This window comes from Curtobacterium sp. BH-2-1-1 (assembly GCF_001806325.1).
Taxonomy (GTDB): Bacteria; Actinomycetota; Actinomycetes; order Actinomycetales; family Microbacteriaceae; genus Curtobacterium.
In genome coordinates, this window is record NZ_CP017580.1 from 162,587 (window position 1) to 179,638 (window position 17,052).

Annotated in this window: 14 protein-coding genes and 1 tRNA gene; 11 read left to right on the top strand and 4 right to left on the bottom strand. The window is 73.1% G+C overall.

Annotated features, from left to right (window positions below):
- Positions 1–85 precede the first annotated feature (85 nt).
- Positions 86–1,756 carry an arginine--tRNA ligase gene (gene argS, locus BJK06_RS00700; RefSeq protein WP_070416303.1) on the bottom strand — a complete coding sequence of 557 codons (1,671 nt, stop codon included), beginning with the start codon at positions 1,754–1,756 and terminating at the stop codon, positions 86–88.
- 59 nt (positions 1,757–1,815) lie between these two features.
- Here argS and BJK06_RS00705 point away from each other — a divergent pair, with 59 nt between their 5' ends.
- The 5 genes from BJK06_RS00705 to BJK06_RS00725 all read left to right on the top strand — a co-directional run bounded on the left by BJK06_RS00705 (position 1,816) and on the right by BJK06_RS00725 (position 9,046).
- Positions 1,816–2,391: a hypothetical protein gene (locus tag BJK06_RS00705; RefSeq protein WP_070416304.1), complete on the top strand. Its 576-nt coding sequence runs from the start codon at positions 1,816–1,818 to the stop codon at positions 2,389–2,391.
- Positions 2,392–2,502: 111 nt separating this feature from the next.
- Positions 2,503–2,574 (top strand) — tRNA-Arg (locus tag BJK06_RS00710).
- Positions 2,575–2,762: 188 nt separating this feature from the next.
- A complete protein-coding gene (locus BJK06_RS00715) occupies positions 2,763–3,758 on the top strand; it encodes a Gfo/Idh/MocA family protein (RefSeq protein ID WP_258027672.1) in 996 nt (331 codons plus the stop codon).
- Positions 3,759–3,803: 45 nt separating this feature from the next.
- A complete protein-coding gene (locus BJK06_RS00720) occupies positions 3,804–7,730 on the top strand; it encodes a Pls/PosA family non-ribosomal peptide synthetase (protein ID WP_070416306.1) in 3,927 nt (1,308 codons plus the stop codon).
- On the top strand, positions 7,727–9,046 hold the full coding sequence (locus tag BJK06_RS00725) for a M1 family metallopeptidase (RefSeq protein ID WP_070419073.1): 1,320 nt from the start codon (positions 7,727–7,729) through the stop codon (positions 9,044–9,046). Before BJK06_RS00720 ends, BJK06_RS00725 begins: the two co-directional genes overlap by 4 nt.
- A 25-nt stretch (positions 9,047–9,071) precedes the next feature.
- Here the strand turns inward: BJK06_RS00725 and BJK06_RS00730 are convergent, their stop codons facing one another.
- Entirely contained in the window at positions 9,072–9,368 is a 297-nt protein-coding gene (locus tag BJK06_RS00730; RefSeq protein ID WP_070416307.1) for a helix-turn-helix domain-containing protein, read from the bottom strand.
- 45 nt (positions 9,369–9,413) lie between these two features.
- On the opposite strand from BJK06_RS00730, the gene map reads away from it, so the two are divergent.
- On the top strand, positions 9,414–10,181 hold the full coding sequence (gene map / locus BJK06_RS00735; RefSeq protein ID WP_070416308.1) for a type I methionyl aminopeptidase: 768 nt from the start codon (positions 9,414–9,416) through the stop codon (positions 10,179–10,181).
- Here the strand turns inward: map and BJK06_RS00740 are convergent.
- Both BJK06_RS00740 and BJK06_RS00745 read right to left on the bottom strand, forming a co-directional pair.
- Complete coding sequence (locus BJK06_RS00740) at positions 10,165–10,728, bottom strand: 4'-phosphopantetheinyl transferase superfamily protein (RefSeq protein ID WP_070416309.1); 564 nt, start codon at positions 10,726–10,728, stop codon at positions 10,165–10,167. The two genes, map and BJK06_RS00740, sit on opposite strands and share 17 nt — an antisense overlap.
- A 24-nt stretch (positions 10,729–10,752) precedes the next feature.
- Positions 10,753–10,956, bottom strand: a complete 204-nt coding sequence (locus tag BJK06_RS00745; RefSeq protein WP_022905704.1) for a hypothetical protein — start codon at positions 10,954–10,956, stop codon at positions 10,753–10,755.
- A gap of 274 nt (positions 10,957–11,230) precedes the next feature.
- Between BJK06_RS00745 and BJK06_RS00750 the strand changes: the two genes are divergently transcribed.
- The 5 genes from BJK06_RS00750 (at position 11,231) to BJK06_RS00770 (ending at position 16,674) form a co-directional block, all read left to right on the top strand.
- Complete coding sequence (locus tag BJK06_RS00750; protein WP_181015121.1) at positions 11,231–13,174, top strand: YgcG family protein; 1,944 nt, start codon at positions 11,231–11,233, stop codon at positions 13,172–13,174.
- 56 nt (positions 13,175–13,230) lie between these two features.
- The gene (locus BJK06_RS00755) at positions 13,231–13,956 is read left to right on the top strand and encodes a PspA/IM30 family protein (RefSeq protein WP_070416310.1); all 726 of its coding nucleotides are present in this window, start codon (positions 13,231–13,233) and stop codon (positions 13,954–13,956) included.
- Positions 13,957–14,001: 45 nt separating this feature from the next.
- On the top strand, positions 14,002–14,823 hold the full coding sequence (locus BJK06_RS00760; RefSeq protein WP_070416311.1) for an arginase family protein: 822 nt from the start codon (positions 14,002–14,004) through the stop codon (positions 14,821–14,823).
- A gap of 88 nt (positions 14,824–14,911) precedes the next feature.
- Entirely contained in the window at positions 14,912–16,315 is a 1,404-nt protein-coding gene (locus tag BJK06_RS00765) for an NAD(P)/FAD-dependent oxidoreductase (RefSeq protein WP_070416312.1), read from the top strand.
- 2 nt (positions 16,316–16,317) lie between these two features.
- Complete coding sequence (locus tag BJK06_RS00770; RefSeq protein WP_175496070.1) at positions 16,318–16,674, top strand: Fe-S oxidoreductase; 357 nt, start codon at positions 16,318–16,320, stop codon at positions 16,672–16,674.
- Positions 16,675–17,052 lie beyond the last annotated feature (378 nt).

The window sequence follows — 17,052 nt, forward strand, 5'->3', positions numbered from 1 at the left end:
AACGAAAGTCGCCCCGAACCACGACATTCCGCAGTTCGGGGCGACTTTGGTTGTGCGCAGCGCTCCGCGCCGGGCGCGACGTCCGCTACATGCGCTCCGGCGCCGTCACGCCGAGCAGGCCCAGCCCGTTGCGGACGACCTGGCCGGTGGCGTCGTTCAGCCAGAGGCGCGTGCGGTGCAGGTCGGTCACGGCCTCGTCCCCGAGGGGCGTGACCCGGCAGGCGTCGTACCAGCGGTGGTAGAGCCCGGCGAGCTGCTCGATGTACCGCGCCACACGGTGCGGCTCGCGGAGCTCGGCCGCCTGGCGCACCACGCGCGGGTACTCCGCCAGGGCGCCGAGCAGGGCCCCCTCGGTGTCGTGCGTCAGGAGCGAGGCGTCGAAGGCCGACCGGTCCACCCCGGCGTTCGCGGCGTTGCGGGCCACGGACTGCGTGCGGGCGTGGGCGTACTGCACGTAGAAGACGGGGTTGTCGTTCGTGCGCTTCGTGAGCAGGTCGAGGTCGATGTCGATCGCGGTGTCGCTGGCGAACCGGACGAGCGAGTACCGGCCGGCGTCCACGCCCACGGCGTCGACGAGGTCCTCCATCGTGACGATCGTGCCGTTGCGCTTCGACATGCGCATCGGTTCGCCGTCCTTGAGCAGGTTGACCATCTGCCCGATGAGGATCTCGAGGTTCTTGCCCGGCTCGTCCCCGAACGCGGCGCACATCGCCATCATCCGGCCGACGTAGCCGTGGTGGTCCGCGCCGAGCATGATGAGGTTCCGCTCGAACCCGCGCTCGCGCTTGTCGAGGTAGTACGCCAGGTCGCCGGCGATGTAGGCGGGCTCGCCGTCCGACTTGATGACGACGCGGTCGCGGTCGTCGCCGAAGTCGGTGGTCCGGAGCCACTCGGCACCCTCGGCCTCGTACATCACGCCCGCCGAGCGCAGTCGCTCGATGGCGCGCTCGACGGCCTTCGACTCGTGCAGGGCGTTCTCGTGGAAGTACACGTCGAAGTCGACGCCGAAGTCGTGCAGCGACGACTTGATGTCGGCGAACATGAAGTCGACGCCCTCGCGCCGGAAGAGCTCCTGCGCCTCGTCGCGCGGCAGGTCCTTGACGTCGACCGACGGGTCGAGCGTCGCGATCACGCGCGCCGCGATCTCGGCGATGTACGCGCCGCCGTAGCCGTCCTCGGGCGTGGGCTCACCGAGCGCCGACGCGACGAGGGAGCGGGCGAAGCGGTCGATCTGCGCGCCGTGGTCGTTGAAGTAGTACTCGCGGGTGACGAGGCCGCCCTGCGCCTGGAACACCCGCGCGAGGCTGTCGCCCACCGCGGCCCAGCGCACGCCGCCCATGTGGATCGGCCCGGTCGGGTTCGCGGACACGAACTCGAGATTGATCCGCACGCCGTCGTACAGGTCGCCGTGCCCGAAGGACTCGCCGCCCTCGACGATCGTGCGCGCGATCTCGCCGGCAGCGGCGGCCTCGAGCGTGATGTTGATGAAGCCGGGGCCGGCGACGTCGACCGAGTCCACGCCGTCGAGCTCGGTCAGCTCGCCGGCGATCTCCGTCGCGAGCTCGCGCGGGTTCGTGCCGAGCCGCTTCGCGAGCTGCATCGCCGCGTTCGAGGCCCAGTCGCCGTGCGCGCGGTTCTTCGGACGTTCGAGTGCCGCGTGGGACTCCTCGATGGTCACGGTGTCGGACGCGCCTCGTCGCTCGACGATCCCGGTCAGGATCGACAGGTACGCGGCGGAGAGTTCGGCAGGAGTCACGAGGGTCGAGTCTACCGGGACGCACAGGTCCTCCCCGGTCGATGCACCATCATGTCGGGATGACCACCCGCAGCCGCGTCCGGGCGATCAGCGTCGCCCTCCTCACCGTGTCCGCGTCCGTCGCCCTGGTGGCGTGCTCCGGCGGCGGCTCGGACGGCGCCACACCGAGCGCCACGGCGGGTCCGATCGGGAAACGGGTCGCACAGACGTGCACCGAGCTCCTGCCCGCCGACGCCCTGTCCGTCTACGGGAAGACGTTCACCCTCGACGACGACTTCACGCCGGAGAAGGGGACCCCGGCGGCGCGCATCGCCGAGCAGCGCGGCCGCGTGTGCCACTGGAGTGCGACCGACGACGCCTCGACGACGATCACGGTCGCCGTCGCCGACCTGCCTGAGAAGTCGCTCACGAACCTCAAGGACGCGCTCTACGAACGGGGCGGATCCGTGCCGACCTACCGGGTCGAGGGGTACTTCTCGCTCACCGACGGCGTCGGGCGCGCGGACGCCTTCGCCGACCCGTACTGGATCACCGCGACCTCCACCCTCTTCACCGAGCCCGGCGGCGCGCAGCCGGTCGTCGACGCGGTGCGGAGCGTCGTGCAGCCGAGCGCGTCCGCGACGCCGGCCGGCTGACCCGACACGGGTCGGACGGGAGGCGCGGTGCGGGCCCGACCCGCGCCTCCCGTCACGACACGCGTGGTCTCGGACAGCCGTGCGGACCTGCTACGGTTGGTTCCACCCAGGGCCCCCATAGCTCAGGGGATAGAGCACTGCCCTCCGGAGGCAGGGGCGGAGGTTCGAATCCTCCTGGGGGCACAGTGACATTCCCGCGCAAGGCGAGTTCTTCGCTTCGCTCAGGACGCGCCGCGCGATGTCGGCTTCGCCGACCTTCCCTCCGGGGCCGGTCGGGGCAGGGGCCATCCGGTAGCGTCGGGCGTATGAGCCTCGTGTTTCCGGAACCTGGTGTTGCGCCGCTGCGAGGCGGGCCGAGGCTCGGGTGGGGCGTGATCGGGCCCGGCGAGATCGCGGGCGATTTCACGTCGACGCTCCACGCGAACTCCGACCAGCGCGTCGTCGCCGTCGGCTCCCGCTCCCCCGAACGCGCCGCCGCCTTCGCCCGGCGCCACGGGATCCCCGGCGTGCACTGCTCGTACGAGGCCCTCGTCGCCGACCCCGCCGTCGACGTCGTCTACGTCGCCTCACCGCACCCGCAGCACCTCGGCCACGCGCTCCTCGCGATCGCCGCGGGCAAGCACGTCCTCGTCGAGAAGCCGATGACCACGTCGGAGGCGGACACCCGCACGCTCGCCGAGGCCGCCCGCAGCGCCGGGGTGTTCGCGATGGAGGCGATGTGGACCCGGTACCTCCCGGGGACCACCGTCGTCGCACGACTCCTCGCGGACGGCGCCCTCGGCGACGTCCGGCTCGCGTCCGTCGACGTCGGCTGGCCGCACGACCCCGACCCCGCCGACCGCATGTTCGACCCCGCCGCCGGCGGCGGCGCCCTCCTCGATGCCGGTGTCTACGGGCACTGGTTCGCGCGGTTCGCCACCGGCGCCCCGGTGACCAGCAGCACGACGGGAGCGGTCTCCGGACGCGGGGTGGACCTCCAGTCCGTCACCGTGTCGACGTCGGCCGGCGGCGCGCAGGCCGTGGTGACCACGACGATGACGGCGTGGACGCCCGGACTCGCGGTCATCGCGGGGAGCACGGCCACCGTGCGGTACACCGACCACTTCGTGTTCCCGGCGTCCTTCGCGCTGCACCACGGCGCGGAGGCGGTGCACTGGGAGGACGAGAGCGGCCTCCGAGGCAGACAGGGCCTCGTCTGGCAGACCGCGGCGCTCGCGCAGGACGTCGCCGAGGGGCGCACGGAGTCGCCGCTGCACTCGCTCGACGACTCGATCGGCCTCGCCGCGACGCTCGACGCGGCGCGGTCCGCGCTCGGTCCTCGGGCGGACGCCCCCGGTGTTTCCGAACGCGACACGTCCACCCCCTAGGATCACGGGCCGGTCGACCCCGCACGCGACCGGGAAGAGGACTCGATGACCGCAGCCACCGGGAACCCGCAGCACGAACTCGCCCGGGGCGCCGACGCCCCGGCACCACGGACCCTGCTCGACGTCCTCACCGCGACCGCCGCCGAGCACCCCGACGCCACCGCGCTCGAGGACCCGGCCGGCACGATCGACTACGCGACGCTCGTGCGACTGGTGCACGAGCAGGCCGACGACCTCGCGCGGCGCGGGGTCCGACGGGGCGACCGGGTGGGCGTCCGGATCCCGTCCGGCGGGCGCGACCTGTACGTGTCGATCCTCGCGGTGCTCGCCGCCGGCGCCGCGTACGTCCCGGTGGACGCGGACGACCCCGAGGAACGCGCCACGCTGGTGTTCGGCGAGGCCGGCGTCGTCGGCGTGATCGGAGTGGGCGGCGTCCTGCGCGACCGCGACGGCGCGGAACTCCCGGTGACCGACCCCGTGGCGAGCGCCGAGCTCCCCCGGCAGGACGACGACGCGTGGATCATCTTCACGTCCGGGTCGACCGGCGTGCCCAAGGGCGTCGCCGTGACGCACCGGTCCGCTGCGGCGTTCGTGGACGCCGAGGCGCGGATGTTCCTGCAGGCCGCGCCGATCGGTCCGGACGACCGGGTGCTGGCGGGTCTGAGCGTGGCGTTCGACGCGTCGTGCGAGGAGATGTGGTTGGCGTGGGGCCACGGTGCGTGCCTGGTGCCGGCGCCGCGGTCGCTCGTGCGCACCGGGGTGGACCTGGGGCCGTGGCTCATCGCGCAGACGATCACCGTGGTGTCGACGGTGCCGACGCTCGCGGCGCTGTGGCCGGACGACGCGCTGGAGCAGGTGCGGTTGGTCATCTTCGGTGGTGAGGCCTGCCCGCCGGAGCTCGCTGCGCGGATCGCGAGCCGCGATCGGGAGGTGTGGAACACGTACGGTCCGACCGAGGCGACGGTGGTGGCGTGCGGTGCCCTGCTCGACGGGAGCACGCCGATCCGGATCGGGTTGCCGTTGGACGGCTGGGACCTCGCGGTCGTGGACGCGGCGGGTGCCCGGGTGGAACCGGGGGGCGTCGGGGAGCTCGTCATCGGCGGCGTCGGGCTCGGGCGGTACCTGGACCCGGCGAAGGACGCCGAGAAGTACGCGCCGTTCCCGGAACTCGGGTGGGACCGGGCGTACCGGAGCGGTGACCTGGTGCGGTACGACCCCGAGGGACTCGTGTTCCAGGGTCGTGCGGACGACCAGGTGAAGCTCGGCGGTCGTCGCATCGAGCTCGGGGAGATCGACGCGGCGCTGCAGGGGCTGCCGGACGTGGCCGGGGGTGCTGCCGTGGTGCAGCGGACGCCGGCGGGCAACCAGGTGCTGGTCGGGTACGTCGCGCCGGTCGCGGGTGCGACGGTGGACGTGGCGGCGGCGAACGCTCGGCTGCGCGAGGAGCTCCCGGCGGCGCTCGTGCCGCTGCTCGCGGTGGTGGACTCGCTGCCGACGCGGACCTCGGGCAAGGTCGACCGTGCCGCGCTCCCGTGGCCATTGCCGGGGTCGTCGGACACGGCGATGCTCCCGGACACGGTGGCGTGGATCGCCGAGCGGTGGTCCGCGATCCTCGGGGTGCCGGTGGCGAGCGTCGACGACGACTTCTTCGCGCACGGCGGCGGGTCGCTGACGGCGGCGCAGCTCGTGTCGGCGATCCGTGAGCGCTTCCCGACGACGACGGTGGCCGACGTGTACGACCACCCGCGGATCGGGGCGCTGGCGGACGCGCTCGACGACTCCGGCCCGGTGACGTCGGTGCCGCGCGACGTCCGGCCGGTCCCGCTGGCGACGGGTGTGGTGATGACGGTGCTCGGGCTGCCCCTGCAGGTGCTCCGCGGTCTGCGGGTGCTGACGTGGACGGCGCTCGTGGCGGCCGTACTGCACGCGACGACGCTGCCGTCCGTCCCGGTCCTGCCCTGGCCGGCGCTCGTCGTGGCGCTCGTCCTGTTCGTCACCCCGGCGGGGAAGATGGCCGTGACGGTCGTCCTCGTCCGGGCCCTCCTCGTCGGGGTGCGTCCGGGTGACCACCCCCGTGGCGGGTCGGTGCACGTGCGGGTCTGGCTCGCGGAGCGGATCGCTGAGGCGGTGGACGGCCCCTCGACGGCCGGTGCGCCGTGGATCAGCTACTACGCCAGGGCCTTGGGCGCGACGATCGGCAAGGACGTGGACCTGCACGCGCTGCCGCCGGTGACCGGGATGCTGACGGTCGGCAAGCGAGCGTCGATCGAGCCCGAGGTCGACCTCGCCGGACACTGGGTGGACGGCGACGTGTTCCGGCTCGGCCGGGTCCGGATCGACGCGGACGCCGTGGTGCACAGCCGGACGACGCTGCTGCCGGGTGCGCACGTGGGCGTCGGTGCCGAGGTGGAGGCCGGTTCCGCGGTCGCCGACCGGGTCCCCGACGGGGAGCGGTGGGCGGGGTCGCCGGCGGAACGCGTCGGGTCGGCTCGGCACGACCGGGAGGCGCGGCCCCCGTCCCGACGCCGGTGGCTGTTGGCGTACGGGGCCGGGTCCCTGGCCGTGGTCGGGTTGCCGGTGATCGGTGTCGCCGCGGGTGTGGCGCTGGTGTGGCTCCTCGTCGGACCGGTCGCGTCCCTCCAGCGGGCCGTGCTGCTCGCGCTGGCGTGGGTACCGGTGGGGACGGTCGTCGCGGGGCTCGTGTACGCGGCACTCGTCGTGGCAGCGGTGCGGTTGCTCGGGATCGGTCTGCACGAGGGTCGGCACCCGGTGCGCTCCCGGATCGGCTGGCAGGTGTGGACGACCGAGCGGATCCTCGACGGCGCACGGACGCTGCTGTTCCCGGTGTACGCGTCGCTCGTGACCCCGCTCTGGCTCCGACTGCTCGGGGCGCGGGTGGGACGGAACACCGAGATCTCGACGGTCCTGCTCATCCCGGCGCTCACGCAGATCGCCTCGGGGGCGTTCCTCGCCGACGACACGATGGTGGCGACGTACGAGCTCGGCGGCGGTCGGGTGCGGATCGGTCGGTCGAAGGTGGGGCGGCGGGCGTTCCTCGGCAACAGCGGGATGACCGGCGCCGGACGTTCGGTGCCGCGCGAGGCCCTGGTCGCGGTGCTGTCCGCCGTCCCGAAGAAGGCGAAGCGCGGATCGTCGTGGCTCGGCTCTCCCCCGGTGCGGCTCCGTCGCGCCACGGCGGAGTTCGACGAGGAGCGCACGTTCCGGCCGCCGCGGTCCCTCAAGGTCGCTCGAGGCTGCTGGGAACTCCTGCGCCTGGTCGCCCCGATGGTGTCCGCGGGGATCGCGCTCGGGGTCGTCGGCACGCTGCTCGCGCTCTGGACGGCCGTCGGCATCGGGTGGACGGTGCTGCTCGTCGGGCCGGTGCTCATCGTCGCCGGTGCCGTCGCGGCCGTGGTGTCGACGATCGCGAAGTGGTCCTTCGTCGGCCGGATCGCCGCCCGTGAGCACCCGCTCTGGTCGTCGTTCGTGTGGCGGAACGAGGTGCAGGACACGTTCGTCGAGACCGTCGCCCGGCCGTGGTTCGCCGAGCAGGCGACGGGGACCCCGGCCCTCGCGGCGTGGCTCCGCAGTCTCGGGGCGACGATCGGCCGCGGTACTTGGCTCGAGACGTACTGGCTCCCGGAGGCCGACCTCGTGACGATCGGGTCCGGAGCCGCCGTGGCCCGCGGCACGGTCGTGCAGACGCACCTGTTCCACGACCGGGTGATGCAGCTCGACGAGGTCCGCCTCGACCCGGGTGCGACGCTCGGGCCGCACAGCGTGGTGCTGCCGGCGGCGGGCATCGGACCGGGCGCCACCGTCGGGCCGGCGTCCCTCGTGATGCGCGGCGAGCAGGTGCCCGGCGGGACGCACTGGTCTGGTAACCCGATCGCTCCGTGGACATCGGCGCCGCCGGTGCCGGCGGGGTCGTCCGTCGAGGACATCGCCGTGGCAGACTCGACGGCACCGTGAAGCCCGCCTCGACGAACCCAGACGCCGACCCGTACACCCCGCACAGCGGCGACCGACGGTGGAGCGCCCACCACTACGAGCTCCGTCTGGAGTACCGCGTCGCGACGAACCGCCTCGACGGCACCGCGACGATCACCGGACGTGCGCACGAGGACCTCGACCGTGTCGTCCTCGACCTGCACGGCATGACGGTCGACCGGGTGGACGTCGACGGCAAGCGGGCGAAGAAGCACACGACCGCGACGCACAAGCTCACCGTGACCCCGGCCGAGCCCGTCGCCGTCGGCACGGACTTCACCGTCCACGTGCGGTACCGCGGCACACCGCACCCGCTCCGCAGTCCGTGGGGCCAGATCGGCTGGGAGGAGCTGACCGACGGTGTCATCGTCGCGGCACAGCCCACCGGCGCCCCGTCGTGGTTCCCGTGCAACGACCGACCGAACGACAAGGCCACCTACCGGTTCGAGATCACCGCCGAGGCCGCCTACGACGTCGTCGCGAACGGCGAGCTGCTCGGTAAGGAGCGCGCCCGCGCCGGCACGACGTGGACGTACTCCACGACCGAGCCGATGGCGACGTACCTCGCGACGGTGCAGATCGGGCGCTACCGCACGACGAAGCTCCGCGGCTCGGACACCCCCGTCACGCTGCACCACCCCGCCGACCTCGGCACGGCCGCGAAGACGGACTTCGGGCGGGTGCCGGACATGCTCGCCCTGTACGCGGACCGGTTCGGGCCGTACCCGTTCGCGTCGTACGGCGTCGTGGTGACCGACGACGAGCTCGAGATCCCGCTCGAGGCGCACGGCCTGGCGGTCTTCGGCCGGAACCACGTCGACGGCGAGCACGGCACCGACCGGCTCATCGCACACGAGCTCGCGCACCAGTGGTTCGGCAACTCCGTGACGGTCGCCAGGTGGAAGGACATCTGGTTGCACGAGGGCTTCGCCTGCTACGCCGAGTGGCTCTGGTCGGAGCACCGCGGCGGCGAGTCGGCGGACACCCTCGCGGCGACGTACCGCGACGGGCTCCTGGAGCAGCCCGAGGACCTCGTCGTGGCCGACCCGGGCCCGAAGGACATGTTCGACGACCGGGTCTACAAGCGCGGCGCCCTGGCCCTGCACGCCGTCCGTCGGTCGGTCGGCGACGACGCCTTCTTCGCCGGGCTCCGGACGATCACCGAGCGACACCGGTACGGGTCGGTCGCACCGGAGGACGTGCACGCCGCGTTCGCCGACGCAGCCGGGACCGACGTCGACGCGGTCCGGGCCGTGACGGCACCCTGGCTCGACGAGCCCGCCGTCCCCGCGCTCTAGGGATCGGTCGGCGGCGTCGCGCGCGTCAGCTCGCGGTCTCGACCAGGTCCGGAGCGCCGCCGACGTCGGCCGTCTCCGGGGTACCGTTCACCTCGGCCCACACCGCGTCGAGGGACAGCCCGACGACCCCGGCGACGGACGCGATCGTCGAGAACGCCGGCGTCGCGATGCGGCCGGTCTCGATCTTCCGCAGCGTCTCCGGCGAGATCCCGGCCCGCAGCGCCGTGTCGAGCATCGAGCGCTCCCCGCGGGCACGACGGAGCAGCGCTCCGAGCCGCCGACCACGGGCGACCTCGTCGGGGCTGAGCGGGAGACGGACCATGTGCCCACACTAATACCGGTCTTCCAGTACCGGTATGATCATCCCATGATCGAGATCCTCACCCCGGCCGAGGTCGACCGGGCCCGCGCCACCGGAGCCCTCGTCGGCACGATCCTGCAGACCCTGCGCGAGCGCACCCGCGTCGGCACGAACCTGCTCGAGATCGACCGGTGGACGAAGGCGATGATCGAGGACGCCGGCGCCGAGTCCTGCTACGTCGACTACGCCCCGTCGTTCGGACGCGGGCCGTTCGGCCACCACGTGTGCACCGCCGTCAACGACGCCGTCCTGCACGGACTCCCCCACGACCGGACCCTGCAGGACGGCGACCTGCTGACGCTCGACCTGGCCGTCTCGCTCGACGGCATCGCCGCCGACGCCGCCGTCAGCTTCGTGGTCGGCACACCGGACCCGGCCGACCTGGCCCTCATCGACGCCACCGAGCGCGCCCTCGCCGCAGCGATCGACACCGCCGGCCCCGGGGTCCGCACGGGCGACCTGTCGCACGCCATCGGCACGGTGCTCGAGGGCGCCGGCTACCCCGTCAACGTCGAGTTCGGCGGCCACGGCATCGGCTCGACGATGCACCAGGACCCGCACGTGTCGAACACCGGGCGACCCGGACGCGGCTACACCCTCCGCCCCGGGCTGCTCCTCGCGCTCGAGCCGTGGGTGATGGCCGACACCGACGTGCTCGTCACCGACCCGGACGGCTGGACGCTCCGCAGCGCCACGGGAGCACGCACCGCGCACACCGAGCACACGGTGGCGATCACCGAGGACGGCGTCGAGGTCCTCACGCTCCCACGCTGACCGGAGCCCCTCCCGCCGCGACCGCGAGCACCACGTCGACCGCGGGGAACGACACCGAGACCGGCTGCGACACCCCGTCCAGGACCGCCGTGCCCCTGCCCAGGTCGACGTCGACGCGGTTGGGGTCCACCCGGAGTCCTCGGCCGTCACGCTTGAGGACGGCCTCCTTCACCGCCCAGCACGCCGCCCGGGCAGTGTCGTCGCCGGACCGGGCGAGCTCCCCGGGCGTGAACGCTTCGAGCGGGGCTGCTGCGACCCGCGACACGCGCTCGAGGTCGACGCCGATCCCGGGTGGTCCGACGGCCAGTGCGACGAGGTCGGTGGTCCGTGCGAGGCTCACGCCGACGGCGGAGCCGTCGACCTCGGCCCAGGGGCGGCCGTGGTCCGTCGCGGCGCAGTGCGGGCAGACGCGCCCCGCGCGCACGGCCGAGACGCCGACACCCGCCGCCGACGCGACGGCGGTGAGCAGCGCCTCCCGGTCCGCGTCGGGACTGCCGCCGGACCGCCGGATCGTCACCACGACGGTCTGGAGGCGCGGGAGACTCACGCAGGCGAGCCTACGTCGGGTGGTTCAGGCGTGGGTGAGCGCGATGAGCGCGACGTTCATCGTGCTGTAGAGCCCTTCGGACCGGGTCGCCTGGCGCACCCGTCCGCGGAGGACCTCGTAGCGGCCGTCGTGCTCGCGCACGAAGCCGATGACACCGCTCGCCGGCGTCGACACACGGTGGTAGCCGTCCTCGAGTGGGACGACCTCGGTGCTGGTTGTTCGCTCCATTGCAGTTCCCCTGTCTCGTTCGTCGTCGAACGCTCCCCGAGCATACCCCGGTCCGGGGTACAACACCTGCACAGGCCCGGGGTTCCACGAGGGTTCGCCCGGAGTCTGTCCGAGCGCTGCGCGGCGTGGATAGACTCCGGGCAACAGCGCTCCGGGGCGCGGTTCCGGGGGTACTCGGACCGTGACCACGGCGACGGACGGAGGACGGATGCGAGCGGTCCAGGGCGGATCGGCCACGGGCAGGACGAGGACCGACAGGGGGACGCCGGGGCTGGTGGGACGCATCGCTGCGGCACTCCTGGCCGTGTTCCTCGTGCTGGCGCCGGCGGCGACGGCGCGAGCGACCGCACCGGTCGACCTCGGTGGCGCGTACGTCCTCGACGAGGCCGACGCGCTCAGCTCCTCGCAGCAGTCCCGGATCGAGAACGCCGTGCAACAGCTCTACACGGACACGAAGACCCAGCTCTACGTCGTCTTCGTCCCGACGTTCACGAACCCGTCGGACCACACCGAGTGGGGCGCCGCGACGATGTCGGCGAACCAGATCGACTCCGACGGCATCCTGCTGTCGGTCGCCGTCGACGACCGGAACTACGACGTCCAGCAGACGAACGAGACGAGCATCTCGGAGTCCGACGTCCAGTCCGCGGTGGACGACGACCTGCTGCCGGCCCTCAAGCAGAGCGACTGGTCGGGTGCCGCGCTGGCCTTCGCGAACGGCCTCGCCGACACTCAGGCGCCGCCGGACCTCACCTGGCTGTGGATCCTCCTCGCCGTCGTGGTCGTCGCGGTCGTCGTCGTGGTGCTCGTCATCCGGACGCGGAACAAGCGCCGGACGGCCGCCGCGACGAAGGCGCAGGAAGCGTCCCTCGCCGACCTCGAGCGGACCGCCGGTGGCGCCCTCGTGACGATCGACGACGAGCTGCGCACCGCCGAGCAAGAGGTCGGGTTCGCCACCGCGCAATTCGGTGCCGACGCCGCGAAGCCCTTCGCCGAGGCGGTCGCCGCGGCGCAGCAGGCCGTGCGCAAGGCCTTCACGTTCCAGCAGCAGCTCGACGACGAGATCCCGGACTCCCCGCAGCAGCGCGCCGACTGGGCGAACCAGATCATCGCCATCTGCGAGCAGGCGCACGCCTCGATCGAGGAGCAGACGGAGTCGTTCGACAAGCTCCGCTCGCTCGAGGACGGCGTCGAGGAAGCCGCTGCCGCGCTCGCGCAGGCCGTCGCCGCCGCCCCGGCATCGGTCCAGCAGGCGAGCGCCGCGCTGGACCGGGTCCGCTCGGCGTACACCGGCCGGACCCTCGCGACCGTGTCGGACAGCGTCGACCAGGCCGAGCAGGTCCTCGCCTACGCGACCGAACGGTCCCAGGCGGCCACCGCCGCGATCGCCGCGGGCAACAAGGGCGAGGCGGTCGTCGCCGTGCGCGACGCCCAGCACGCCCTCGCGCAGGTGCAGCAGCTCACGTCGAGCGCGAGCGCTGCCGAAGCGAGCTTCGCCGAGGCCACTGCACGCGCCGAGGCGATGCGCGTCGACATCGAGGGCGACGTCGCCGCGGCGCGTACTCTTACCGTCGGCGGACCGGAACTCGCCGCCGCGGTCACCCGTGCCGAGACCGTGCTGCGGCAGGGCTTCGACCCGAAGGACCCGATCACCGCGGTCGACGCCCTCACCAAGGCCAACACCGAGATCGACCAGGCCATCGCCGCGGCCCGTGGCGCCGAGGAACAGCAGCGTCGGGCGTCCCGTGCGCTCGACGACGCGCTCCGCGACGCCCGGAACCGGATCAGCCAGGCGCGCGAGTTCATCTCGCTGCACCGCGGCGGGGTCGGACCGACGGCGCGGACGCGGCTGTCCGAGGCGCAACGAGCACTCGACGACGCCGTCCAGCTCGCCACGACGGACCCGGGGCAGGCGCTGCAGGCAGCGCGTGCGGCCGAGCAGTACGCGGCGGCCGCGATGGACGCCGCGAACGACGACATGGGCGGCTGGGGCGGTGGCGGCGGCTTCGGCGGCGGTGGCGGCAACGGCGCGCAGCTCGGCGGCCTCGTCACCGGCATCGTGCTCGGTGGCCTGCTCGGCGGTCGCGGCGGCAGTTACGGCGGCGGCTCCTTCGGGGGTGGCGGCTTCGGCGGAGGCGGCGGCTTCGGGGGCGGCGGCGGCTTCGGCGGGGGCGGCGGAGGCGGCGGGGGCGGTTTCTCCGGCGGCGGCCGCTTCTAGACCGGGCTCCACAGACCAACAGCACCACACCAGTCCTTCCACGAAAGGGAACAGCAATGGCAAAGCAGACGATCTTCGGGCGGATCTCGACCCTCGTCCGGGCGAACATCAACCAGCTCATCGACGACGCCGAGGATCCCCAGAAGATGCTCGACCAGCTCGTGCGGGACTACACGAACAACATCGCGGACGCCAAGACGGCGATCGCGCAGACGATCGGCAACGTCCGACTGCTCGAGCAGGACCACGAAGAGGACAAGCGAGCAGCGGTGGAGTGGGGCCAGAAGGCCGCCAACGCCTCCTCCGCTGCGGACAAGTACCGCACCGAGGGCAAGACGGCCGAGGCGGACAAGTTCGACAACCTCGCCAAGATCGCGATCGGCAAGCAGATCGCGGCCGAGCAGGAGGTCAAGGACGCCGAGCCGAACCTCGCCTCGCAGAACGAGGCGGTGGAGAAGCTCAAGTCGGGCCTCGCCGGCATGGAGCAGAAGCTCGAGGAGCTCCGCTCGAAGCGCGACAACCTCGTCGCCCGGTCGAAGACGGCCGAGGCGCAGTCCAAGGTCAACGACGCGCTCGGCAACATCGACGTGCTCGACCCGACGAGCGACCTCGGCCGCTTCGAGGAGAAGGTGCGCCGCGAAGAGGCGAAGGTCCTCGGCCAGCAGGAGCTGCAGTCGTCGAGCCTCGACTCGCAGTTCGAGAGCCTCGAGGACGTGGGCAAGGACGCCGAGGTCGAGGCACGGCTCGCCGCCCTGAAGTCCGGCGGTTCGTCGAGCATCTGACGCGCTCCTCGGACGACGCCGGACCCCGCCTGACAGACTGGCACGATGCAGTTCCTCGTGGTCGGTCAGTGGCAGGGTTCGGCGTCGTCCCGTGCGATGCGCCTCGGGGACGGAGCCGCGGCGATCGCGGCCGACCTCCCGCGCGCGTCGACCACCGTGGTCGACGTCCCGGCGGGCGCCGGCGATCGTCTCGAGACGGCCGTCGCCCGATACACCTCGGTGCTCTCGGTGGCCGAACGGGTCGCCGAGGAGACCACGGTGTCGAGCGAGCCGGTCCTCGTCGTCGGCGGTGACGGTGCGAGCGTGCTCGGCGCCACGGTCGGGCTCGGACCGGACACCGCCTTCGTGCGGATCGCGGGGTCGAGCGGCTTCCGGGCACTCAACCGCGCCCAGCCCGTCGCCGCCGAGACCGCCGTGCTCCGCATCCTCGTGGACCGCCCCGACGACCTGTTCCCGGCCCTTCCGACCCTGGCGGCCTCGTCCGTCGTCGTCGCCGGCGTGCGCGGGGTCGAGGACGCCGAGGCAGGTGCCCTCGACCGTGCCGGGATCGTGCACCTCGACGTCGACGCCGCCACCCCGGACGCGATCTCGGCAGCGGTGGACGCCACCGGTGCCCAGGCGGTGTTCGTGCACGTCGACCTGGACGTCCTCGACCCGTCAGAGGTCGACGGGCTGCTCGAGCCCGTCCCGTTCGGGTTGGACGGCGCCGGACTCGTCGAGCGCATCCAGGCCGCCACGCGCGGACGACGACTGGCGGGCGCGGCCCTCACCGGGTTCGCGCCGGTCGACCCGGACCGCGCGGTCGACGACCTCGGCGTCATCCTGCGTGCGGTCGGCGCGCTGACGAGCGCGTCCCGCACCGTCTGACGGTCCCCGCGCTCCCCCGCGGACCCGTTCTCCACGGGTACGCACCGCGCCCGGCATGACCCATGCCGATCCGCGTACGCTCGGCGACATGACGGACTACGACCTCATCGTGATCGGCGCCGGCGCAGTCGGCGAGAACGTGGCGGACTACGCCAAGAAGCGCGGCCTGTCGGTCGCCATCGTGGAGGCCGAGCTCGTCGGCGGCGAGTGCTCCTACTGGGCGTGCATGCCGTCCAAGGCCCTGCTGCGCAGCGGGCACGCGCTCGCAGCGGCGAAGCGACTCGACGGTGCGAAGCAGGCGGTCACGGGCGACCTCGACGCGGCGCACGTGCTCGCCCGACGGAACTCCTTCACCTCGGACTGGAAGGACGACGGCCAGGTCTCGTGGCTCGAGTCCGCCGACATCGACCTCATCCGCGGCCACGCCCGGATCACCGGCGAGAAGACGATCGAGGTCGACGGCACGACGTACACGGCAGCCGCGGCGATCGCGGTCGTCACGGGCTCGCTGCACACCCTCCCCGACGTCCCGGGGCTGGCCGACGCGACGCCGTGGGGCACGCGTGAGGCCACCAGTGGGCAGACGGTGCCCGAGAGCCTGTTCGTCATCGGCGGCGGGGTCTCCGGCTCGGAGCTCGCGACCGCGTGGGCGTCCCTCGGGGCGAAGGTCACGCTCGTCGCACGGCACGGGCTGCTCGGCGGCATGGAGCCGTTCGCGGGAGAGCTCGTCGCCGACTCCCTCCGCGAGCTGGGCGTCGACGTCCGCACCGGCGTGAACCCCACCCGCGTCGACCGCGACGAGCACGGCCTCGTCACGACGACGCTCGACGACGGCTCGACGGTCATCACGAGCGAGGTCCTCGCCGCGACCGGACGCGCCGCGACCACGAAGGACCTCGGCCTCGAGTCCGTCGGGCTGACCGCGGGCGACTGGCTGCAGGTCGACGACACGATGCTCGTGCAGGGCACCGACTGGCTCTACGCCGTCGGCGACGTCAACCACCGCGTGCTCCTCACCCACCAGGGCAAGTACCAGGCGCGTGCCGCGGGCGAGGCGATCGCCGCCCGGTACCAGGGCACGCCGCTGCACACCGAACCGTGGGGTGCGCACGTCGCCACCGCCGACCACGCTGCGGTCCCGCAGGTCACCTTCACCGACCCCGAGGTCGCGAGCGTCGGCCTGACCGAGGCCACGGCCCGCGAGCAGGGGCTGAACGTCCGGGCGGTCGAGTACGAGCTCGGCAACGTCGCCGGCGCCTCGCTGCAGGCGGACGGCTACACCGGGCGGGCGAAGATGGTCGTCGACGAGGACCGCGGGGTCGTCGTCGGCGTGACCTTCGTCGGGCAGGACGTCGCCGAGATGCTGCACGCCGCGACGATCGCCGTCGTGGGCGAGGTGCCGGTCGACCGCCTCTGGCACGCCGTCCCCGCCTACCCGACGATGAACGAGATCTGGCTGCGACTGCTCGAGACCTACGGCCGCCCGGAGTAGCGGTGCGGAACCCCCTGCTCGACTCCCCCGTGTCCCGGGCGGGGTGGGCGTTCGCGACCGCGGTCGGCCTCGCCGTCGGCGTCCCGCTCTCCACCGGGAAGGTGCGGGTCGTCGACGGGCTGATCGTGTGCACGGGGCTGCCGCGGTGGGTGTTCCGCCGAGGTGGCACGTGCGTGGGGTCGGTCTACCTCACGCGGGACAACGACGGCGACCGGGTGCTCCGGCACGAGCGGGTGCACGTCGACCAGTGGCGGCGGTACGGGATGCTCATGCCGATCGTGTACGCGTTGGCGGGGCAGGATCCGCTGCGGAACCGGTTCGAGATCGAGGCCGGCCTCGAGGACGGCAACTACCGCTGACGCGCGGCGCGCCCGCGCGCCCGCCCCGAGCGGGCGAAATCTGTCCCGTTCGACGCCGGCGAGCAGCAGGTTCCGCCCGGTCGGCAGACGCGAGCGGCGTGTCGTACCCGCTCGGCTGACCGGCTGCGGGCCGGCCAAACCCGACCCAACCCGACCCAACCCAACCCGGGCCGGCCCGGCTTCGGCCCGACCCAACCCGCGCCGAGCGGGCGAAATCCGTCCCGTTCGGCGCCGGCGAGCAGCAGGTTCCGCCCGCTCGCAGTACGCGAGCGGCGCGTCGCGCCCGCTCGGGGAGCGCCCCGCCCGGAAGGAAGTGCATCTGAAGCCACGGCCGGACGGGAGGCTCGGCTCAAGCCCGCCCCGCGCCTCCCGTCCGAC